This window comes from Lysinibacillus sp. VIII_CA, from assembly GCF_049943995.1.
Lineage (GTDB): Bacteria > Bacillota > Bacilli > Bacillales_A > Planococcaceae > Lysinibacillus > Lysinibacillus pinottii.
Genome location: NZ_JBNFXM010000007.1, coordinates 1 through 19,567, shown reverse-complemented (window position 1 = coordinate 19,567; position 19,567 = coordinate 1). Strand labels below are relative to the sequence as shown.

The following is a 19,567-nucleotide window of genomic DNA, read 5'->3' as shown; positions in this document are numbered from 1 at the left end:
TAGTTTTCCCGATAATTATACGTTTGAACCATTTCTGACATATTTTATTCAGGTATGTCGTTTCATTTTTATAGTAGATAGGCTATACTAAATAGAGATGTCTTTATTACATGAGGAGGGTTACTTCCATGAAACTATTATTAATCATTGGTGTAACAGTTGCTTTCTTAACAGCTATTTTTACTGCTGGGTACGAAGGCGATTACAAAGCGGATAAATAATACCTCGAGAAAATCACTAAGCATTAGATATGCTTAGTGATTTTCTTTTTTGTCGACAATAAAATAACTTACTTGACTTTCAGTTATTATTAAAATAAACTAACTTACATAAAGTAACTAAATGAATAAAAATAACTTACCGGAGGTATTCTATATGCATTTTCATGAAAAACCTAACACATATGTAACAAATGTTGAAATAAAAGTAAGCGATCTTCAACGTTCTTTAACATTTTATCAAGAGGTTATTGGCTTCAACGTTTTACACCAAGAATCACATAAAGCTACTTTAACAGCAGATGGACATACTACACTATTAACAATAGTCCAACCAGACACAGTGGAAGAAAAGCTTAGCATGACGACTGGACTTTATCACTTTGCATTACTATTACCAACTCGTCGTGATTTGGCAAATATTATAACGCATTTTCACGAAAAAGGAGTATATCTTGGGGCTTCTGATCATGCTGTCAGTGAAGCACTCTATTTAAATGATCCTGATCATAATGGTATTGAGGTATACGCAGATCGCCCTGAAAATGTATGGGATTGGCATCAGGACCAAGTGAATATGGTAACAGAGCCACTAAATATTCGATCGATTTTAGAAGAAGGTGATGGAAATTGGGATGGCCTCCCATCAGGTACAGTGATGGGACATATTCACTTATCTGTTTCGAACTTGGCAGAGGCTGAACAATTTTACACAAAGGGCTTAGGCTATGATATTGTGGCACGCTATGGTTCACAGGCATTATTTATTTCTACTGGCCGCTATCACCATCACATTGGCTTAAACACTTGGCACTCAGAAAATGCTCCAAAGCTTGGAGAAAACCAAGTAGGCTTAAAAACGTTCTCACTGCGTTTAGATAATGAAGAACAAGCATCCATGATGAAAGCAAACCTTCGCACAATTGGTGCACGTGTTATCGATATAGACGGTGGATTCCAAACTGAAGATCCAGCTGGAAATGTTGTATTATTAAAATTTTAGTAAAAAGCAGTTCTCACAAATGAGAACTGCTTTTATTAATGTAAACCTGGATATCCCTGTTGTCGTAATGCCTCATATATAACAATCGCAGCCGTATTAGATAAGTTGAGTGAACGGACATGATCACTTTGTGGAATACGCAAGCACATATTACGACGTTCATACGCAAAGTCTTTTGGCAAGCCTGTTGTTTCTTTTCCAAACATAAAGTAAATGTCACGCTCTTTATTACTAAAATCATGTGTGGTGAACGGCTCATCACTATATGTTTCGATTAAATATACATCTCCATCTCTAGAGTACTCTATAAAATCATCCAGTGAATTATGATAAACAATATTCACACTATGCCAATAATCTAAGCCTGCCCGCTTTAACATTTTATCATCGGTTGAAAAGCCTAGTGGACGAATTAAATGTAATGATGTATTTGTACCAGCGCAAGTGCGAGCAATATTTCCTGTATTCGCTGGAATTTCTGGTTGATATAAAACGATATGCAATGGCATAACGATACACTTCCTTATTATAAAAATTTCTTTAAGTGGAACTCATTTAATGGAGTGTTTTTTCTCTTCATTCATGAAAAAACTGCAAACCTTTGTGAATTTCGTTCAATACTTCTTCGTCCTGCTCATTAGCTTCCGCGTCATATAGGGCAGACTTAGCCTGTTCTCCGCCTATCTTCCCTAAAGCCCATGCTGATGTGCCTCGTATGACTGGACGATCATCGTTCTTCAAAAGGTTGATGAGATCTGGTATAGCCGCTTCCTCTTTAAAATGGGCCAGTGCAAGGATGGCATTTCGTTGAATAGGCTTTTTACCTCGCCATGAACCAGAAACGTGGCCAAACTTGGCCTTAAATTCTCTATTGGAAATCGTTAATAGTGGTGTTAATAATGGTTTGGCAAGCTCCGGATCCGGTATAAATTCATCATGAATCCAATTAATCTTCCCTTTATTTTTGGGACACACAGTCTGGCATGTATCACAACCATAGAGGCGATTACCAATGTGATTACGAAACTCATCAGGAAGTGTTCCCTTCGTTTGAGTGAGGAAGGCAATACAACGTTGTGCATCCAATTGCCCTCCTTGGATTAATGCACCCGTTGGACAAACATCCAAGCATAAGCGACATTCCCCGCACTCATCCTCCATTGGCTTATCTGGCGAGAATGGAACATTGGTTATGAGCTCTCCTAAATACACATATGACCCGAATTCAGGTGTTATAATCGAACAGTTTTTACCACTCCAGCCTATGCCTGCGCGTTCTGCTACAGCACGGTCTACAAGTGCACCTGTATCAACCATCGACTCGATACGTACACCTTCGACACGCTCCTCAAGCCAAGCAGATAATAACTTCAAACGTTCACGAATTGCTGTATGATAATCGACACCCCATGAAGCACGGCAAAATATTCCTCTTCTAGCTCCCTTTTTACCAATGGGTGCATTTTGCATACGGGAGGGATAAGCAACGGCTATCGAGACAATACTCTCTGCTTCGTTTAATAATTGAAGGGGTTCGGTACGTTTTTCAATATCACTTTCTTCAAAGCCAGACTGATAACCAAGCTCCTGCTGGCGACGCAGTCGGTTTTTTAATTCTGTAAAGGGAGCTGCTGTTGTAAAACCTATTTTATCAACGCCAATGGCTCTTGCATATGCCACAAAGTCTCGCTGTAGGTCATGTATGTTCATTTTATTTCCAACTCCTTACATGATACAATAATAGAAATAGATAAAGTAGGTGATGTTCTTTGGAAATTTCCATTAATGAATCTCTATTAACGCAACATCCCGAGCTAAAAATCGGCATTATTCATTATACCAAAATTGTTGTAGCAGAATCCCCTCAAATGATTAAAGGTCGGATGCAATTGTATCAAGAAAACCTTTTTCTAGACATGCAGGATTTTCCTGTGAACCAGCGTGAGGGTATTGCGGAATGGCGAGCACTATGGAAACAGCTAGGTGCCGATCCAAATCGTTATCGTCACTCAGCAGAAAGCCTAATGCGTCGAATTAGTAAACAAAACTATGTAACACCATTTCATTCTGGTGTAGATTTAAATAACTTCTTCTCTCTTCAGTATGAAATTCCAGTTGGTCTATATGATATAGCCTTTATGAAAGGATATGTAGAAATAGCTCTTGGCCATGAAGACATTGGTTATGAGGGTTTAAATGGGCGTTTTAATACATTCAACAAGATCCTCTACAGTCGTGATGAGAAGGGAGCATTTGGTTCTCCATTTGTCGATTCTAAACGTACAGCCGTTACAGAGGATACGACTGAGGCGCTACAGATTTTTTATCTCAGACCCTCATTAACACATGAAGCAGCGAATGACCTTTTGGCGTCAGCAGGCAAAATGTTTAACCAAATTCATGGAGGTGACTATCAAATTGCCCTCCTATCAAACAATGCACCATCTACAAGTTTATAAAAAGGACGTGTTTGCGTGATCAATCTTGCAGAAGCTGTTAAACTAAAAAGTATTTTAGGAAAAAAAACACAAGAGCTTATTAGTGAATTACATCGTAGTGCTTTTGTGACAGTAGAAAAGGGACAGACTCCTAAAACAAGTAACCGTGCACTCCCCCTTATCGAAACCGAATTGGCACAAGTTCGTCTAGATACCCGTACACTAGATCGTCTAGTATACGAAGCAAACATCCAAAACACAGTAGAATTTAAAGATCAGAAACTCGCACTAGTAGAAGCTATCGAATTAGCTACACAGCTTCGTGCTGAGGCTGAGTTATGTAAAGAATTTAGTATGCGGGAAAAAGAAAGTGTTCGTTTTGGCTATGGTGATGGAGCAATGCTATACGAGATTGCATTATATGAGCCTGACGACTATCGGGAGCGCGCAATGAAGCTTGAAAAAGAGGCACATAAATTATCCAATCTTATTAATTCAAAAAATTACAGTATACAAATTAACTTTGATGATTCCCGCTATTTCTAGTCTCGGGGCGGTGAGACTCCAAACCGAGTTGGATGTGCTGTTTTCAAATTTAGCTTTACGGCTAATTAGATTAAAACCAATAACAAGTTACCTGTTACTGTATGACCCATGACTAATGACCAACTATAGGTAAAGGCCATACTCAAAAAACTTGATTCCATTTGAAAACACCATCCAAGGCTCTCCTACATTTATGTATGGAGAGCTTTTTTTATTAGCGAATATGTAAAAATTCCCTATGTCTAAATTACCCCTTTCAAGGACAAAATGGACGTATCTATTGGAAAGGGGTCATACGATGACGCAGAAAAATGATTCAACACATGATCAAGATACAACATTGACAAATCGACAGGGGCATCCCATTACTAACAATCAAAATTTACGAACAGTCAGTAATCGCGGTCCTGCAACACTTGAAAATTATGATTTTCTAGAGAAGATAAGTCATTTTGACAGGGAGCGAGTACCGGAACGAGTTGTTCATGCTCGCGGTGCTGGTGCACATGGTTATTTTGAAACATATGGTGTAGTAGGCAATGAACCTATTTCTAAATATACTCGGGCAAAGGTCTTTCAGGATAAAGGAAAAAAAACACCTGTATTTGTCCGTTTTTCAACGGTTATACATGGTGGACACTCTCCTGAAACATTACGAGATCCACGAGGCTTTGCTGTAAAATTTTATACAGAGGATGGCAACTGGGATTTAGTTGGTAATAATTTAAAAATCTTCTTTATCCGTGATGCCATGAAATTCCCTGACATGATTCATGCATTTAAGCCTGATCCTATTACTAATATTCAGAACGTTGAACGTTTCTTTGATTTTTGTGCTAGCTCACCAGAATCCTTCCATATGGTTACATTTGTATATTCACCTTGGGGTATTCCAGCTAACTATCGTATGATGCAGGGCTCTGGCGTCAATACGTATAAGTGGGTTAATCAGGAAGGCAAAGGGGTCCTCGTCAAATATCACTGGGAGCCACTTCAGGGCATTAAAAACTTAACACAAAAAGAAGCAGAAGAAATTCAGCAGAAAAATTTTAATCATGCCACACAGGATTTATATGATGCGATTGAACGTGAAGAATTTCCTGAATGGGAGTTACATGTTCAAATTATGGAGGATGGTCCACATCCTGAGCTTGATTTTGATCCATTGGATGACACAAAGCTTTGGCCAAACGATCAATTCCCATGGTATCCAGTCGGTAAAATGGTGTTAAACAAAAATCCTGAGGACTATTTTGCAGAGGTAGAACAAGCTACTTTCGGTACGGGCGTACTAGTCGATGGCTTAGATTTCTCTGATGATAAAATGTTGCAAGGTCGTACATTCTCTTATTCGGATACACAGCGTCATCGTGTAGGAGCTAACTATCTTCAATTACCAATTAATGCGCCAAAAAAACGTGTAGCAACCAATCAAAGCGGTGGGCAAATGATGTATAAACGGGATTTAGCACCTGGTCAAAATCCACATATTAATTATGAGCCCTCCATGTTAAATGGCTTAAAGGAAGCAACACAGGATGGTAAGGAATATACTCCATATGTAGAAGGCAACCTTGTTCGAGAATCCATTGACCGTCAAAGTAATACCAAGCAAGCTGGCGAAACTTATCGTAACTTTGAGCAATGGGAGCGCGATGAATTGCTTGCCAATTTAATTCGTGATTTATCGGTCTGTCATATGGAGATACAAAATGCCATGATTGCACTTGCGGAAGAAGCAGATGAAGAATATGGTCGTTTGCTAAAAGAAGGGTTGCATAAGGCTAGAAAGGAATCCTCAACTTCAAAGCCACTTGGCAATATTGATGGAGATCAAGCCCCTCAAAATGCGATAGATAAAGGCCATAATGCTGAGCCTTATTAAGGCAAACGTAAAAAGACATTACATTTTTATGTAACGTCTTTTTTGCATTATTGTTCATAGGCCTTATACCAATGATAGGGTTGTATCTCTTTTAAAGTTTTAAATAGTAGTGTATCGTCTGTATTCGTAACTGCTGCTTTCACATTCTCTCCCCAATAAAAGAGTCTTTCTTGGCAGACCCCACAGGGTGTCAGTACTACGAATTTAGATTTTTCATTTTCTCTAGCAACACAAATCGAATGTGTCACCTTTGTATTCAATTTATGTGCCTCCAGAATAGCACCCGTTTCCATACATAATTCAGTAGCTGCATTGATGACCTCTGGTGCAACACTAGTTAAAATATGCCCGTCCTCCGAATACAAAGCCGCCGCTCCACCCCATCCTGACGGATATCTTTTCTCCACTAATTGGACGGCTGCCTCATAGAGCTTTTTCTCAATATCCATATCATTTAACATCTCCCTATAGTCAATACACACCTGGTAATATCTTCAACACTTTTTCCTCTGCATCTAAATAGGCGTCTACCCCCAAGGGAATGCCTACATTGGTTGATTCATGTCCTATTTTAAAACCTGCCACAACAGGAATACCTAAGTCTCCAAAATACTCTTTCATTAAATTATGTAAGGCTGTTTCATTCGCTTCTGTTTGTGTAAAGGAACCAATGACAACACCTGCTAGTTGCTCAATTTTCCTAGCTTGCTTTAATTGCTGTAACATCGAATCAATATTAGGAATGGATTCTGCTAACTCCTCTATCAATAAAATCTTACCTTCTGTTTGTATCTCAAATTTAGTGCCTAATGTGCTGACAAGACGATACAGATTTCCTCCTATTAATTCACCGCGTGCCACCCCTCCAGCAATGGTTGTTAAAGGAGAAATTGACTCCGTGTATTGTATTTCAATGGGGGAAAATAATTGTACAAACATTTTCTTCGATAGTTCATCCATTTTATTGGCCGCCATTAACATAGGTCCATGGAATGTTACTAAATTGGCGTACTCATTGATCGCACAATGCAAATAGGTAATATCTGAAAAGCCCCAGAAAATTTTTGGATTTTCCTCTAATAACGTATAATCAATTTTTTCAGCTATGCGAGCAGAGCCATAGCCACCCTTTACACAAAAAATAGCTTTCACTTCAGGATTTTTTACCATTTCATGAAAATCAGCTAGCCTAACTTCATCACTACCAGCTAAATAATCATGCGTTGCATGGATCGTATCCCCTACAATATAGTGAAGACCCAACTCGTCTAAAAAAGATAATGCGTCCCCTAGCTTTTCATGATTTACTACACTTGATAGGGCAACTACACCAACTAGATCTCCCTTTTGTAAACGTGGTACGGTATTTTTCACGTTCATTCCTCCTCTTATTTTCCTTAAGCTTGCCTCTATACTGATGTGAGGCACTTATCTATTATTGCCTCTTCTTCCCATGATTCTATACGATCATTTACTTCTTGAGGAGAAACTATCGACATTCTAGCGATAGGAACCTTCAGACTCTTGAACAGTAACCTTTCTCTTCAACAAGGTTGATTTAATTGTTATTGTAGCAGTAATTTGCTGGAGCGTATATTCCTTGCTCATATGGTAATCAGAAAAACAAGAAAGCAAAGACTTCAATCATAAGAAGGCTTTGCTTTTTATTGTTAATTGGTACCGCCATAAATAATCGTGACGTTAGGATGTTTTAATAATTGGCTTGCAGGGAAATCTTCAGTAATATGGCCACTTTTTAATTTTTGGATGGCCTCCATCTTCTTTTCACCAAAGGCAATCAGGACAATTTCCTTCGCCTTCATAATCGATTGAATGCCCATCGTAATGGCATGTATTGGGACATCTGCTGCGTCATCAAAGTAAATCGCATTTTCTGTTCTTGTCGATTCCGTTAATTCAACAATATTCGTCATCGAATCGAACGGTGTACCTGGCTCATTAAAACCTATATGACCATTTACGCCAATTCCAAGAAGCTGTAAATCAATACCTCCTGCTGCATCAATCCTTGCATCATATGCCTTGCATTCAGCAGCTAAATCCTCTGCCTCACCATTTGGCAAATGTATATTTTCTTGTTTAATATTTACACCATTAAATAGATTGTTGTGCATGAAAGTCCAATAACTTGCAGGACTTGAGCGCTTAAGACCTACATATTCGTCTAAATTAAAAGTTTGTACATCCTTAAATGTTAATTGACCGGCTTGATATCGCGCTACTAATTCTTTATACATTCCTACAGGTGAACCACCAGTTGCTAATCCTAGAACACTATTGGGCTTCTTCTGTATTTGCTTTAAAAAAATATTTGCGGCCACTTCGCTCATTTCGTCATATGTATTGACTTCGATCCATTTCATTTTCCTTATCATACCTACCTTAATTTCTTATTCATTAACTATACTGGGAAATATTCACTTTATAGTAGCTAATATATTAATTCTACAAGTTATTTAGCTATTTTTCTATCATTTCCCTCTTAATATTATGCGTGTATTCTGATGCTGTTTCGGTTATGTTATTAATAAGGAAGTGAGGCGATTTTATGAATGCACAGATTCAGCAATATTTACAGCATATTCAATTTCAAGGAACCTTAGAGCCTACCGTCCAACTACTTGGACAGCTACAAACAAAGCATCTATTGACGATTCCCTATGAAAATTTAGATGTTGCCTTGAACCTCGGTATCTCATTCTCTATTCCTGATTTATTTCAAAAGATTATTATAGAAAGACGTGGGGGCAATTGTTTTGAACTGAATATTTTATTTAGCTGGCTTTTACGGGAGCTCGGCTTTTCAGTTACCAATCGCTATGCTCAGTTTTGGCGTAATGTTGAAGAACACTCTCCTCCTGAAGATATACCCATGCACCAGCTATTACTAGTAAAAGATGCAAAACAATCCTATATTTCAGATGTAGGCGTTGGTGCTTTAGCGCCTTGTAAACCAGTACCGTTAATAGCAGGATATCAGCATCGCGAAGGCCGAGAATTGTATAAAGTAGAGTATGATGAAGAAAATGGTTGGATGCTTTTTGAACTAACCAAGCAACAATGGCGTTTGCTTTATTGTTTTCATGATGATGCAAATGATGCAAAATTTGCCCCACGACTCTCTAAACAAAAAAATAAAATTGCCATGATTCGAACTACTCGTGGACGTCACACGATGATGAACAATGAATTTAGAATTTACGAAGGGCAATCCTTAACTACCTATACAACAAACACTGAGAAGGAATGGCTGCAAGCTCTACAGCGCTTTTTTCATATCTCTTTACAACAATAAAGGAAAGCGAGTCCATCAGTGGCTTGCTTTCCTTTCCTGATTATTTCATTGTCCGATTGAATAGTTCAAATACAACTTTATCATTGTGTAGTTCCTTGACTAAACCAATATCATCTACGAAATAATAAGTTTTTACCACATCACTATATACTGACCTTTTCTCTACTATAATTACACCCGTATATTGCACTTCTCCAGCTTGTACTGTACCATTCGTTGATTTTACAGTTACTCGTTCTCCTGCAGTAACCCCTGGATCATCTTCATGTAAAATAACCCCTATTCTAAGTGGTAGTTCCATATATAAATCATAATGTGTATTAGCGTCACTAGCAATTGCTTGACCATATACACGATCATGACCATATAAAAGCTCATCAGAAAGAGTTTGTCCTGTGCTAATATTTTTGACTGTCCATACATCATTTTTACCGTCATGTTGCTTATATCGATAGCTCAAGGTATACCGCTTATGGTCACTTAAAGAATAATAGCCATACGTATAAACAAACGCGGGGTCCTTTAGCAAACTAGGCTTAGAAAGAGTCAATGCTCGCGCTAAAAAAGCTGAGAAGTGGGCACGTGTAACAGGAGCATTAGGTTTAAACTCACCATTCTCATAGCCCCTTACCAAATGATTATGAGCCAGTGTTAAAATTTCTTTATAACCATATGTCTGCTCCGTCACATCTGTAAAATAATAAGGATCTGACCCTTTTAATTGGAAAGCCCTATTTAGCACAATAGCCATTTCCGCTCTAGTTAACGGTGCATCTGGGTTAAATTTATGGGCTGCATCAAATATTCCTTTTTTTTGTACAGCAGCTATTTCTTTGTAGTATTTATTAGCTGGCGTTACATCCTGATAATTGGGGTTTTGTATGTTGATTGTGTTTAGCCCCAAAGCACGTGTTAGCATAACAGCTACCTGTGCTTTCGTTACATAATCATTCGGCTTGAATAACTGATTGGAATAGCCCTTCACAATATCCTGCTCTACTAAATAATGGATTTCTGTCATCAAGGTATCATCCGTTAAATCTTTAAAGCTGGCTGCCTGCACTTCCCTCGGTATTATGCCAATCGCTATCAGGATCAAACATACTAATTTCAATATGTTCCTCACATTATCCCTCCTCCATCGATTCTTTACCCATAAAGACGTGTAGTTATGCTAAAAATGAAAAAAGACTCTTCTGAAAGAGACTTTATTCGTTATTTTTATGTTGAATTAATCCAATTTCTATGCCAGTCGGATCCATCAAATAAGCAAGATAAAAGTCCTCAAACTCCATTTTTCCACGTAAAATAGTAGCCCCATTGCTGGTTGCCTGCTCAATAACTTCATCCATTGCATCCACTTCAATCTGAATTCGTGTACCATGTGGATAATCACTAGGTCCTTTGCTAATACCACCATTAATCCCAATTTTGCTTTCATGCCCAGTTGTAACTGGCCAATAATCCCAATTTGGAGCCGCTATCCTCCAGCCAAACACTTTGCTATAAAAAGCTGCCGCTTTCTTCGGTTCCTGACTATTTAATTCAAAGCCAATCACTCTTCCCATACAAATCCCCCTTTTTTAAGCATAACAAATAATTCAACAAACAATTGGAATTTCCTTCCTTTCCAACCGTATTTCAAATAAAAATTTTACCTATTTATTTAATTAGAAAATTATGTATAATTAAATTAGAACGATTGTTCAAATCATTAAAGGAGTACAACATTGAATAAAAGACGCTATGACAGTGACAAGGCAAAGCTTGAAATTATCAAACATGCCACCCAATTATTTTCTCAACATGGCTATAATCAAACATCTGTTGGCGATATTTCGAAGGTTTCTGGTTACAGTAAAGGACATATTTATTATCATTTCGAAAATAAGGAAAAGTTATTTGTGCTTTTAGCGCAGCAATCAATGAAAAATTGGCATGACAAATGGTTGCAAAAAGAATCTTCATACACCACATCAACAGAAAAATTGTATGGTATGGCCCTACATGTCCTCTATGAGTATCAAACACCTTTACTAAAATCAGGTCAGGAACTGGCATCTAATCCTAAATCAACCCCCGATTCTATACAGCAGTTATTCAATTTAGCTATTACACCTATGAATGCTTATCGTGCAATTCTTCAAGAGGGCATCGACCAAAACGAATTTGTTCATGGCGATGTAGATACTTGGACCGTCTTACTAGGCACATGGCTAGGCGGATTATGTCAGCTTACCAATACTCAACATTTGAAATCATTAGAACCACTCTTTCAACAAGCAATAACGATTTTCTTAAAAGAAATTAAAAAAGGTGGGATTTAAATGAAAGTAGGTTTAATAGGTGATAGCTTAACAGAAGGTCGTCCAGGAGTTTCATTTTATAATCTTTTAAAACTGCAATATCCTCATATTTCATTTGACAATCTTGGGAATCCAGGCGAGACGATTAAAAGTTTATTTACTCGCTTGGAAAAAACGCCACTCCAATCCTCCTATGATCTCCTTTTTCTTTGGGTAGGCGTCAATGACGTCTATTCAAAATTATTAAAGGTGCAAGCACAACCCGTGACGAAGGATCATATAGAATTCGAAGAGTACTGCCTCAAAGTATTAGAGAAAGCACATACCGCTTCTAAAAATGTTGTGCTAGTTATCTCCAGCATTAGTAGGAGAAGATCTTCAAAATCACTCTAACAACGAAGTAAAAGAGCTAACGTCCGTTATGGAGTCTATTGCATTGAAATCTGGCAATGTTTATTTTGTGAATATGCAAAATCTCTTTAAAGAGCATTTAGAACATTTGGACTGCTCAAGCTTTATTAATACGAGTGTAATGAGAGTTCTACTAGATGTTTTATTTTACAAAAATCCTTTACGCATCGATAAATTATCTCAAAAAAGAGGGCTACATGTAACTTTGGATGGCGTTCATTTAAATAGTAAAGGTGCTGATATAGTGGCACAGCAATATAGCTCTATCATTGAACATTATGCAAACGAAGGAGACAAAATCGGGAGGTCCTAAAAAATGAAAAAGATTGCTGTTGTTACAGGTGGTGTATCTGGGATAGGAAAGGCCATTTGCCAAGAGTTAATTACTCGACATATATTTGTCATTATTGCTGATATTCAAGAACAAGAAGGTCGTATGTTAGAAGCACAGTTAAATAATGATGCTGTTCATGCAAAATTTGTACCACTAAATGTAACCGATTACAATAGTGTAGCATCTGTCATTCATGGTGTAATTGAAGAATATCATCGGATAGATTATCTGTTTAATAATGCTGGAATTGCTATGTACGGAGAGCTGGGTGAAACGACTATTGAGGATTGGAAGGAAATTATGGCTATTAATTTATGGGGTGTCATTTATGGTACTCAAATAGGTTATTCACTTATGAAAAAACAAGGTTTTGGACATATCATCAATACCTCATCAGCTGCAGGGTTAGGACCTTCTCCTTTTTCTTCTGCATACGCTACTACCAAACATGCTGTTATAGGATTAACGACCTCTCTACACTATGAGGCTGAGGAATTTGGGATTAAGGTGAGTGCCTTATGTCCAACGTTTGTGGATACACCTATTTTCGATAACGCCAAGGCGATTCATATGGATAAATCAATTATCACCAAACAATTACAGCAGCAAAAAATGATCTCACCTCAGCGAATTGCAAAAATTGCTATAGAAGGTGTTCATCAAAATAAGCCTATCATTTGTCCAATGCCAATGCGCAAAACAATGGATGTTATTTTTACTATTTTTCCTTTTCTACACAAAGCGTTAATGAGAATGGTTTGTAAAGTGAGTCGTAATGCCCGTTTAACCTAAACGCTACAAAGGCTCCCTACTAGTGGGAGCCTTGCTTATTTTGTAATACCACACCATCGCTCATTTTAATAATACGATCTGTATAAGCTAGCATCTCTTCGTCATGCGTCACTAATAATGTTGTGATACTTAAAGTTTTTGTTAATGTTCTTAATAACATCATAATTTCTTTAGAACGCTGTGAATCTAAACTTGCTGTTGGCTCATCTGCAAACAGCACTTTCGGTTGATGAATGATGGCACGTGCAATCGCTACACGTTGCTTTTCTCCCCCTGACAATGAAGAAGGATAAGCATCTTGACGATGAGCCAGCCCAACTAACTGTAATAAACGATTTACTTCATGCTTTTGTTCATGTTTCTTCAGTGGAGACCCAGCAACATCCAACATTAATAGCAGCTGTTCTTCTACGGTAAGAAAAGGTACAAGATGAGCAAACTGAAAAACAAAGCCAAATTTACTTGCACGCAGCTTTCGTACTTGTTCTTCGTTCATAGCCGTTAGATTTTGTCCCTCAAAAAGAATCTGTCCATCCGTTGCGGGTTGCAGTCCAGCAGCTATAGTTAATAGCGTACTTTTTCCTGAACCAGATGCACCTACCAATGCCGTAATCTCTCCTTCTTTTAAGGATAAATTAATACCTTTTAAAATTTCCTCTTCGACATCACCATTTTTAAACGTTTTTCTTACTTCATCAATCGTAAATAACGTCATGACTAAGCCTCCCCTTGGTGTATTGCTTGTAACGGTTGAATTTTTTTAATTTGTAGACCTGACAATGTAGCTCCCACAAAACCAATGACAAGGAACACTAACGATAGCTGCATTGTTGTACCTAAATTTAACGTAAATGGCATCCCCTTTGGCGCAACTATATTGAATAATTGACTAAGGCTGACTGATAATACTAGTGAAATAGCGGTAATAATCACCATCTGTGTCCAGATCATGTTAAACAACCTACCTGTTTTTAATCCAATTGCTTTTAGAATGCCATATAGGCCAATCTTTTGTACATTCATCATATAGAAGAAAATAGCAAACAGCATACCACTAATGACAACTAAAAACCAAATAATCATATTTAAAGACATCTGTTCCGCACTGTAACTCGGGATAGCATTCAGAAATTCTTTATTGCTATAAGACTGTAGCCCCTCAAAATCCTTGGCAGCATTGTGTGGAACAAAAATTAACTGCATATCCTGTATCCGATACATTTCCTGGTAAGCCTCTTTACTGATATAAGCAACAGGGGCATGGCTATATTTCTTTTGCTCCACAAAGCCTTTCACCTTGAACTCTCCACTATATTGATTGTTCGCTAATATATCTCCCACTTTTATTCCCTTTTCCTGTAGCGAGCTGTCTAACAGGACCTCACCTTGACGCACATTTCTAAATAGTGATGACTCTGTCGATGTGACAAAGGCCACACTTTGCTGTTTATCATCCTCATCACTTAAAAAGCCCATTTGAATAGAAAAGGCAACTGCTTCCTTCTCTTCAGACATGACTTCCTGTTGTAGATTGTTAGAGATTCTTGAAAGATTAAACGTCCCATCAGCATCCTCTGTCATGTAGAATTGCCCCTGCGGTAAGTCTTTTATTAAAGCTGCATTATCCTGTGACAAGCCATTCGCCAAACCTGAAATAATAAACGTTAAAAAACTAACTAGGAAGATGATGGAGCCCAAGATTAAAAATCGTACTTTATTTTTCTTCATTTCTTTCCAGGCAAGATTCATCCTTTATCCCTCCATTTCTTTAATTATCCTTAGCTTAAAATTGTTTCATGAACAGAGCATGAACTAATCATTAAGAATGGAAAAGAAAAAAAAGAAACGAAAACAAATAAACCGCTCTGAAGGAAAGTCATTTATCCTACAGAACGGTTTAGATCTTCATCTAAAAAACTCATATAATCCATTTTTAAAGTAATTGTACTCGTTTTAATTAATTAACTTTCTCCCATACCCTTCATAAAAAATCTGCCTATCTCTCTCAGTTTCAAAGGCTTGTGGTTTACACTGTTCCTCAATCATTAGATAGAGCCACTACCTTCTCCCACTCTTGCCTTTTATAAAACCGGTGGATGAATTGGAACAGATATAATTATTACTGCAGCACTCAGTATTAAAATTGATAATCCAACATTTTTCTTCATATTCACACTCTCCTTTAAATTTCAATAAATTGCATAGCTTTCTCGAACTGCTTTTCTTGTCGATAATACTCTCCCAATAAATTAGAAAATTGTTGGTGCATTTCTTTTAATTCTTCATTATCTGCTATAAATGGAATTAACCTCCCTTCTAAAAAATCCATCGCTTTCTTTTTTTCTTCTCCTAGCAAATATAAATAAAAAGTAGCAAATAAATTAAAACTTAATTTTTTCTTATTTTTTGCTTCTTCCTTTAGAATAGTAAAGGTTTTTATACTTTTTTCCGTTTGTTCTAAGCGAAATTGCGTAACACCTAAATTATATAAGCAAAGCAGATAATGATCACAGTTCTTTGACATTAAAGAAGCGCTTTTTTCAAAGTAAATTAATGCATTTTCATATTCCCATCTCATTTGGTACAAATCCCCCAAATTGTGATATATAGCAGGTAATAGCTGCTGTTGCTGTAATAGCTCCACATTTCTCACTAAATGTTCATAGATTTCGATTGCTTCGTGAAACACTTTTCCTCGAGAGTAATTGAGTGCCAGAGACATTAATGTATAAACAATTCTTTTAAAATTAAATTGGTCCTTATAGAATTGAAGAGCTTTTTTCCCATAAATAATTGCTTGGCTTGGTTCTTCTAACCGCCCTTTTATTAAAGCGAAATGATAGTAAAACTCTCCTTCTAGTGACCCTAGTTCTGGATGTATTTGAAGTATTTGAGTTAGTTCTTTAGCTGCTTCCTCATATTTACCTTTTGTAATTAAAACTAATGCATAATAATATGAATGTAAATACCTTTCATGTTGGGAAAAATTTGGTCGGTGGGCATTTAGCCATTTTAATTGATTGTCTGCTAATTTATGCTCTTTAACAAACACATAATAACGTAACTTATAAAGTTCATATAAATAAATAGATTCTGTAAAACCTATTATTTCTTCATATTCTTTTAATCTGCTCATTGTCTCTTTTACTTTCTCAATCTCTAGGTAATTTATATGTTTTTGTAAATCATTTAATAGGCAAATAATATTTTGTTCGTTATTCTCTACATCGTGAATACTAATATTTAATCGTTCTAGCAGTAGACGTATTGTCTCGCTATTTGCTTCTTTATTATTATTCTCAATTTTACTTAAATGAGGAATCGAGCAAATCCCCATCGCCACTGAATTCTGTGTCATTCCTAGCTTTGTACGATAGTACTTAATTAATGAACCAATCTTCATTTTCATAACCTCCCGTATCGAATGACTGTATTTTACATTTATTATAATCATAATTTTCCCAATAATCAAAAAACCTAAATTATGGTAGATTCAAATTGTAGTACTATAACTTAATTTGAAAAGGAGTTGGAAAGAATGAAAAAAATGAAAAGTACGTTGCTAAGTCTTTTGATTGCAGGATCAGTAATAAACCCGGTGTACGCAACAGCGATGGATAGCGAAGATAGCTTAGGAAACGACGGTGGTCAGGAGAAATTCCGTGTTTATGTTGAGGCAAACAAAAAAACAGAAAAATCAACATTAAAAACTCAATATTCTGCTCGTTGGGAATTAACAGAGAACGGATTTTCAACTGATATGAATGAAAAACAATTCGAAGCATTACAGAAGAATAAAAATTTCACAGTTACAAAAGTGCCTATCGTTACATTAGATACGATAGGTTTGGAAGACGATAGTATGGTAGAAAATGAAACTCTGGATTTGGTAACTTCTTTAAGAGCTTCTCAACAAATACCTTGGGGAATTAAAGCAATTTATAATAATGATACTTTAACATCTACAACTGGAGGAAGTGGCATTAATATTGCCGTACTCGATACGGGTGTAAATATTTCTCATCCTGACCTTGTCAATAACGTAGAGCAATGTAAAGACTTTACAGGTGCGACAACACCCATTAATAACAGCTGTACTGATAGAAACGGACATGGTACACATGTTGCTGGTACGGCCTTAGCTGATGGTGGAAGCGATCAAGCAGGCATTTACGGTGTAGCTCCAGATGCTGATCTTTGGGCTTACAAAGTGTTATTAGATAGCGGTTCTGGATACTCAGATGATATTGCTGCTGCTATTCGACATGCAGCAGATCAAGCAGCAGCTACTGGTACCAAAACAATTATTAGTATGTCTCTAGGTTCTTCAGCGAATAATAGCCTCATTTCGAGTGCTGTCAATTACGCATACAGTAAAGGAGTTCTAATAGTAGCTGCAGCTGGTAATTCTGGCTATGCGCAAGGAACAATTGGTTATCCGGGGGCATTACCAAATGCAATCGCCGTTGCAGCTTTAGAAAATGTACAACAAAATGGGACTTATCGTGTAGCTGACTACTCTTCACGTGGTTATATATCTACAGCTGGAGATTATGTCATCCAGGAAGGTGATATTGAAATCTCAGCTCCTGGCTCATCCGTTTATTCTACATGGTATAATGGCGGTTATAATACAATTAGCGGCACATCAATGGCTACCCCTCATGTCTCTGGTTTAGCAGCAAAAATTTGGGCTGAAAATCCGTCATTATCTAACACGCAACTACGTTCTAACTTACAAGAGAGAGCAAAATCAGTAGACATTAAAGGTGGTTATGGAGCTGCTATAGGTGATGACTACGCTTCAGGATTTGGATTTGCTCGCGTTCAATAATTTCAAAAGGTGAAGCATACTAACAATAGTAATACAAACCAAAGCTTTGGTTTGTATTGCTATTTTTTGGGTTCTAAACGTATTCACCAGTACCCCTATTACCCCCAAGTAGTATTATAGCTTTGCTTGTTATACGATATCAGCCTCAAACATATTTCTACATGTAGGGTGAACAGGTTGACCAGAAAACATTTTATCAATACCATTTGCAGTATCGTTCCCTTTAAATTCATCTTGTTGTCCACTAATCACCTTCTTCATAAAAATCACCTCCAACCTTTCCATTGAAACTTACTTATTGTGTAATATATTATTTTTTTGACAATGCACCATTCACTTAAAAACTACCTTCTTTAACTAATCTCCCTACACAACTATTGCTATATTATTACGCTAACCTCGTTACCGGTGATAAGGATAGGGAATGTAGTAAAAAGCCTTATATATCAATGTCTTCTACCTGAAGTGTGTAAAATGATTTCAATTCTTATCGTATCCCCAAAAATGAAAAAAGCTCACAAACCCTGTATTATCAAGGTTTGTGAGCTTTCTAAACTTACTAAATGTAACGTATATGTACGTAATGATACCGGTGGTCGGGGTCGAACCGACACTCCAAAGGAACACGATTTTGAGTCGTGCGCGTCTGCCAATTCCGCCACACCGGCATAATGGAGATAAAAAAAATCGGATAAACCGATTAGCAGTAAAAATATGGAGGCGGCAACCGGATTTGAACCGGTGATAAAGGTGTTGCAGACCTGTGCCTTACCACTTGGCTATGCCGCCATCATACTTGGAGCGGAAGACGAGGTTCGAACTCGCGACCCCCACCTTGGCAAGGTGGTGTTCTACCACTGAACTACTTCCGCAAAAAATGGCTGGGGTACTAGGATTCGAACCTAGGCATGACGGAATCAAAATCCGTTGCCTTACCGCTTGGCTATACCCCAACTATGGGGCGACTGATGGGAATCGAACCCACGAATGCCGGAACCACAATCCGGTGCGTTAACCACTTCGCCACAATCGCCATAAAATAAATTGGCAGGGGCAGTAGGAATCGAACCCACACCAAAGGTTTTGGAGACCTCTATTCTACCGTTGAACTATGCCCCTATTTAAAAATAAAAAAATAAAACTGGTGGAGGGGGACGGATTCGAACCGCCGAACCCTAAGGAGCGGATTTACAGTCCGCCGCGTTTAGCCACTTCGCTACCCCTCCGGGAATTCATGGTGCCGGCGATAGGAGTCGAACCCACGACCTACTGATTACAAGTCAGTTGCTCTACCAACTGAGCTACACCGGCAAAAAAATGATGGGTCAGGACGGAATCGAACCGCCGACACTTAGAGCTTCAATCTAATGCTCTACCAACTGAGCTACTGACCCATATATTATAAAAAAATGGCGGTCCCGACCGGGATCGAACCGGCGATCTCCTGCGTGACAGGCAGGCATGTTAACCGCTACACCACGGGA

At 37.7% G+C, this 19,567-nt stretch carries 21 protein-coding genes and 9 tRNA genes; 10 read left to right on the top strand and 20 right to left on the bottom strand.

Going from position 1 to position 19,567, the window contains the following annotated elements; translation table 11 throughout:
• The first annotated feature begins 375 nt into the window (after nt 1-375).
• Nucleotides 376-1,221 carry a VOC family protein gene (locus tag ACP3VS_RS11445; protein WP_281486889.1) on the top strand — a complete coding sequence of 282 codons (846 nt, stop codon included), beginning with the start codon at nt 376-378 and terminating at the stop codon, nt 1,219-1,221.
• A 35-nt stretch (nt 1,222-1,256) separates the two neighbouring features.
• On the opposite strand, the gene trmL is transcribed toward ACP3VS_RS11445, so the two are convergent.
• A complete protein-coding gene (gene trmL, locus ACP3VS_RS11440; RefSeq protein WP_012292145.1) occupies nt 1,257-1,730 on the bottom strand; it encodes a tRNA (uridine(34)/cytosine(34)/5-carboxymethylaminomethyluridine(34)-2'-O)-methyltransferase TrmL in 474 nt (157 codons plus the stop codon).
• A gap of 67 nt (nt 1,731-1,797) precedes the next feature.
• Nucleotides 1,798-2,931 carry a tRNA epoxyqueuosine(34) reductase QueG gene (gene queG, locus ACP3VS_RS11435; RefSeq protein WP_012292144.1) on the bottom strand — a complete coding sequence of 378 codons (1,134 nt, stop codon included), beginning with the start codon at nt 2,929-2,931 and terminating at the stop codon, nt 1,798-1,800.
• Between the two features lie 59 nt (nt 2,932-2,990).
• On the opposite strand from queG, the gene ACP3VS_RS11430 reads away from it, so the two are divergent.
• The 3 genes from ACP3VS_RS11430 (at nt 2,991) to ACP3VS_RS11420 (ending at nt 6,090) form a co-directional block, all read left to right on the top strand.
• The gene (locus ACP3VS_RS11430) at nt 2,991-3,680 is read left to right on the top strand and encodes a B3/B4 domain-containing protein (protein ID WP_426388756.1); all 690 of its coding nucleotides are present in this window, start codon (nt 2,991-2,993) and stop codon (nt 3,678-3,680) included.
• 15 nt (nt 3,681-3,695) lie between these two features.
• Nucleotides 3,696-4,205, top strand: coding sequence for a hypothetical protein (locus ACP3VS_RS11425; protein WP_031418234.1), 510 nt, complete (start codon nt 3,696-3,698; stop codon nt 4,203-4,205).
• A gap of 298 nt (nt 4,206-4,503) precedes the next feature.
• Nucleotides 4,504-6,090 (top strand): catalase, encoded by a 1,587-nt coding sequence (locus ACP3VS_RS11420; protein WP_012292141.1) that lies wholly within the window; start codon nt 4,504-4,506, stop codon nt 6,088-6,090.
• Nucleotides 6,091-6,137: 47 nt separating this feature from the next.
• Here ACP3VS_RS11420 and ACP3VS_RS11415 read toward each other — a convergent pair whose 3' ends face one another.
• The 3 genes from ACP3VS_RS11415 to nagB form a co-directional block, all read right to left on the bottom strand.
• Nucleotides 6,138-6,539, bottom strand: coding sequence for a cytidine deaminase (locus tag ACP3VS_RS11415; protein ID WP_031418233.1), 402 nt, complete (start codon nt 6,537-6,539; stop codon nt 6,138-6,140).
• Between the two features lie 22 nt (nt 6,540-6,561).
• The gene (locus ACP3VS_RS11410; RefSeq protein ID WP_012292139.1) at nt 6,562-7,470 is read right to left on the bottom strand and encodes a S66 peptidase family protein; all 909 of its coding nucleotides are present in this window, start codon (nt 7,468-7,470) and stop codon (nt 6,562-6,564) included.
• 290 nt (nt 7,471-7,760) lie between these two features.
• Entirely contained in the window at nt 7,761-8,474 is a 714-nt protein-coding gene (gene nagB / locus ACP3VS_RS11405) for a glucosamine-6-phosphate deaminase (protein WP_012292138.1), read from the bottom strand.
• 185 nt (nt 8,475-8,659) lie between these two features.
• Here nagB and ACP3VS_RS11400 point away from each other — a divergent pair, with 185 nt between their 5' ends.
• Nucleotides 8,660-9,406, top strand: a complete 747-nt coding sequence (locus tag ACP3VS_RS11400) for an arylamine N-acetyltransferase family protein (protein ID WP_012292137.1) — start codon at nt 8,660-8,662, stop codon at nt 9,404-9,406.
• Nucleotides 9,407-9,446: 40 nt separating this feature from the next.
• On the opposite strand, the gene ACP3VS_RS11395 is transcribed toward ACP3VS_RS11400, so the two are convergent.
• Both ACP3VS_RS11395 and ACP3VS_RS11390 read right to left on the bottom strand, forming a co-directional pair.
• Nucleotides 9,447-10,532, bottom strand: a complete 1,086-nt coding sequence (locus ACP3VS_RS11395) for an S-layer homology domain-containing protein (RefSeq protein WP_289449743.1) — start codon at nt 10,530-10,532, stop codon at nt 9,447-9,449.
• 82 nt (nt 10,533-10,614) lie between these two features.
• Nucleotides 10,615-10,974, bottom strand: a complete 360-nt coding sequence (locus ACP3VS_RS11390; protein WP_031418229.1) for a VOC family protein — start codon at nt 10,972-10,974, stop codon at nt 10,615-10,617.
• A 162-nt stretch (nt 10,975-11,136) separates the two neighbouring features.
• On the opposite strand from ACP3VS_RS11390, the gene ACP3VS_RS11385 reads away from it, so the two are divergent.
• The 4 genes from ACP3VS_RS11385 to ACP3VS_RS11370 are packed head-to-tail and all read left to right on the top strand — an operon-like array spanning nt 11,137 to nt 13,249.
• A complete protein-coding gene (locus ACP3VS_RS11385; RefSeq protein ID WP_031418227.1) occupies nt 11,137-11,733 on the top strand; it encodes a TetR family transcriptional regulator C-terminal domain-containing protein in 597 nt (198 codons plus the stop codon).
• Nucleotides 11,734-12,105: an SGNH/GDSL hydrolase family protein gene (locus tag ACP3VS_RS11380; RefSeq protein WP_426388752.1), complete on the top strand. Its 372-nt coding sequence runs from the start codon at nt 11,734-11,736 to the stop codon at nt 12,103-12,105.
• Nucleotides 12,106-12,133: 28 nt separating this feature from the next.
• Complete coding sequence (locus tag ACP3VS_RS11375; RefSeq protein WP_426388750.1) at nt 12,134-12,436, top strand: hypothetical protein; 303 nt, start codon at nt 12,134-12,136, stop codon at nt 12,434-12,436.
• 3 nt (nt 12,437-12,439) lie between these two features.
• The gene (locus ACP3VS_RS11370) at nt 12,440-13,249 is read left to right on the top strand and encodes an SDR family NAD(P)-dependent oxidoreductase (protein ID WP_099806318.1); all 810 of its coding nucleotides are present in this window, start codon (nt 12,440-12,442) and stop codon (nt 13,247-13,249) included.
• 19 nt (nt 13,250-13,268) lie between these two features.
• Here ACP3VS_RS11370 and ACP3VS_RS11365 read toward each other — a convergent pair whose 3' ends face one another.
• The 3 genes from ACP3VS_RS11365 to ACP3VS_RS11355 all read right to left on the bottom strand — a co-directional run bounded on the left by ACP3VS_RS11365 (nt 13,269) and on the right by ACP3VS_RS11355 (nt 16,658).
• Nucleotides 13,269-13,964 (bottom strand): ABC transporter ATP-binding protein, encoded by a 696-nt coding sequence (locus tag ACP3VS_RS11365; RefSeq protein WP_036165435.1) that lies wholly within the window; start codon nt 13,962-13,964, stop codon nt 13,269-13,271.
• A gap of 2 nt (nt 13,965-13,966) precedes the next feature.
• Complete coding sequence (locus ACP3VS_RS11360) at nt 13,967-14,998, bottom strand: ABC transporter permease (protein WP_036165434.1); 1,032 nt, start codon at nt 14,996-14,998, stop codon at nt 13,967-13,969.
• Between the two features lie 433 nt (nt 14,999-15,431).
• Nucleotides 15,432-16,658 (bottom strand): helix-turn-helix domain-containing protein, encoded by a 1,227-nt coding sequence (locus tag ACP3VS_RS11355; protein WP_036165432.1) that lies wholly within the window; start codon nt 16,656-16,658, stop codon nt 15,432-15,434.
• Between the two features lie 129 nt (nt 16,659-16,787).
• On the opposite strand from ACP3VS_RS11355, the gene ACP3VS_RS11350 reads away from it, so the two are divergent.
• A complete protein-coding gene (locus tag ACP3VS_RS11350; protein WP_325881839.1) occupies nt 16,788-18,083 on the top strand; it encodes a S8 family peptidase in 1,296 nt (431 codons plus the stop codon).
• Nucleotides 18,084-18,212: 129 nt separating this feature from the next.
• On the opposite strand, the gene ACP3VS_RS11345 is transcribed toward ACP3VS_RS11350, so the two are convergent.
• From ACP3VS_RS11345 to ACP3VS_RS11300, 10 genes are all read right to left on the bottom strand, one after another.
• Nucleotides 18,213-18,344 carry a hypothetical protein gene (locus ACP3VS_RS11345; protein WP_258858693.1) on the bottom strand — a complete coding sequence of 44 codons (132 nt, stop codon included), beginning with the start codon at nt 18,342-18,344 and terminating at the stop codon, nt 18,213-18,215.
• Between the two features lie 326 nt (nt 18,345-18,670).
• A tRNA-Leu gene (locus ACP3VS_RS11340) sits at nt 18,671-18,751 on the bottom strand.
• A gap of 47 nt (nt 18,752-18,798) precedes the next feature.
• A tRNA-Cys gene (locus tag ACP3VS_RS11335) sits at nt 18,799-18,872 on the bottom strand.
• 8 nt (nt 18,873-18,880) lie between these two features.
• Nucleotides 18,881-18,955, bottom strand: a tRNA-Gly gene (locus ACP3VS_RS11330).
• A 6-nt stretch (nt 18,956-18,961) separates the two neighbouring features.
• Nucleotides 18,962-19,036 (bottom strand) — tRNA-Gln (locus ACP3VS_RS11325).
• A gap of 4 nt (nt 19,037-19,040) precedes the next feature.
• A tRNA-His gene (locus ACP3VS_RS11320) sits at nt 19,041-19,116 on the bottom strand.
• A 12-nt stretch (nt 19,117-19,128) separates the two neighbouring features.
• A tRNA-Trp gene (locus tag ACP3VS_RS11315) sits at nt 19,129-19,202 on the bottom strand.
• A gap of 23 nt (nt 19,203-19,225) precedes the next feature.
• Nucleotides 19,226-19,309: transfer RNA gene (locus ACP3VS_RS11310), tRNA-Tyr, on the bottom strand.
• 9 nt (nt 19,310-19,318) lie between these two features.
• A tRNA-Thr gene (locus tag ACP3VS_RS11305) sits at nt 19,319-19,394 on the bottom strand.
• 10 nt (nt 19,395-19,404) lie between these two features.
• Nucleotides 19,405-19,477 (bottom strand) — tRNA-Phe (locus ACP3VS_RS11300).
• Between the last annotated feature and the right edge of the window lie 90 nt (nt 19,478-19,567).

Excerpts from the sequence above, each read along its gene's own strand:
- ACP3VS_RS11445 (WP_281486889.1), top strand. The coding sequence starts at position 376 with ATGCATTTTCATGAAAAACCTAACACATATGTAACAAATGTTGAAATA.
- trmL (WP_012292145.1), bottom strand. The coding sequence starts at position 1,730 with ATGCCATTGCATATCGTTTTATATCAACCAGAAATTCCAGCGAATACA.
- queG (WP_012292144.1), bottom strand. The coding sequence starts at position 2,931 with ATGAACATACATGACCTACAGCGAGACTTTGTGGCATATGCAAGAGCC.
- ACP3VS_RS11420 (WP_012292141.1), top strand. The coding sequence starts at position 4,504 with ATGACGCAGAAAAATGATTCAACACATGATCAAGATACAACATTGACA.
- ACP3VS_RS11415 (WP_031418233.1), bottom strand. The coding sequence starts at position 6,539 with ATGGATATTGAGAAAAAGCTCTATGAGGCAGCCGTCCAATTAGTGGAG.
- ACP3VS_RS11410 (WP_012292139.1), bottom strand. The coding sequence starts at position 7,470 with ATGAACGTGAAAAATACCGTACCACGTTTACAAAAGGGAGATCTAGTT.
- nagB (WP_012292138.1), bottom strand. The coding sequence starts at position 8,474 with ATGAAATGGATCGAAGTCAATACATATGACGAAATGAGCGAAGTGGCC.
- ACP3VS_RS11400 (WP_012292137.1), top strand. The coding sequence starts at position 8,660 with ATGAATGCACAGATTCAGCAATATTTACAGCATATTCAATTTCAAGGA.
- ACP3VS_RS11390 (WP_031418229.1), bottom strand. The coding sequence starts at position 10,974 with ATGGGAAGAGTGATTGGCTTTGAATTAAATAGTCAGGAACCGAAGAAA.
- ACP3VS_RS11380 (WP_426388752.1), top strand. The coding sequence starts at position 11,734 with ATGAAAGTAGGTTTAATAGGTGATAGCTTAACAGAAGGTCGTCCAGGA.
- ACP3VS_RS11375 (WP_426388750.1), top strand. The coding sequence starts at position 12,134 with ATGGAGTCTATTGCATTGAAATCTGGCAATGTTTATTTTGTGAATATG.
- ACP3VS_RS11370 (WP_099806318.1), top strand. The coding sequence starts at position 12,440 with ATGAAAAAGATTGCTGTTGTTACAGGTGGTGTATCTGGGATAGGAAAG.
- ACP3VS_RS11365 (WP_036165435.1), bottom strand. The coding sequence starts at position 13,964 with ATGACGTTATTTACGATTGATGAAGTAAGAAAAACGTTTAAAAATGGT.
- ACP3VS_RS11360 (WP_036165434.1), bottom strand. The coding sequence starts at position 14,998 with ATGAATCTTGCCTGGAAAGAAATGAAGAAAAATAAAGTACGATTTTTA.
- ACP3VS_RS11355 (WP_036165432.1), bottom strand. The coding sequence starts at position 16,658 with ATGAAAATGAAGATTGGTTCATTAATTAAGTACTATCGTACAAAGCTA.
- ACP3VS_RS11350 (WP_325881839.1), top strand. The coding sequence starts at position 16,788 with ATGAAAAAAATGAAAAGTACGTTGCTAAGTCTTTTGATTGCAGGATCA.
- ACP3VS_RS11345 (WP_258858693.1), bottom strand. The coding sequence starts at position 18,344 with ATGAAGAAGGTGATTAGTGGACAACAAGATGAATTTAAAGGGAACGAT.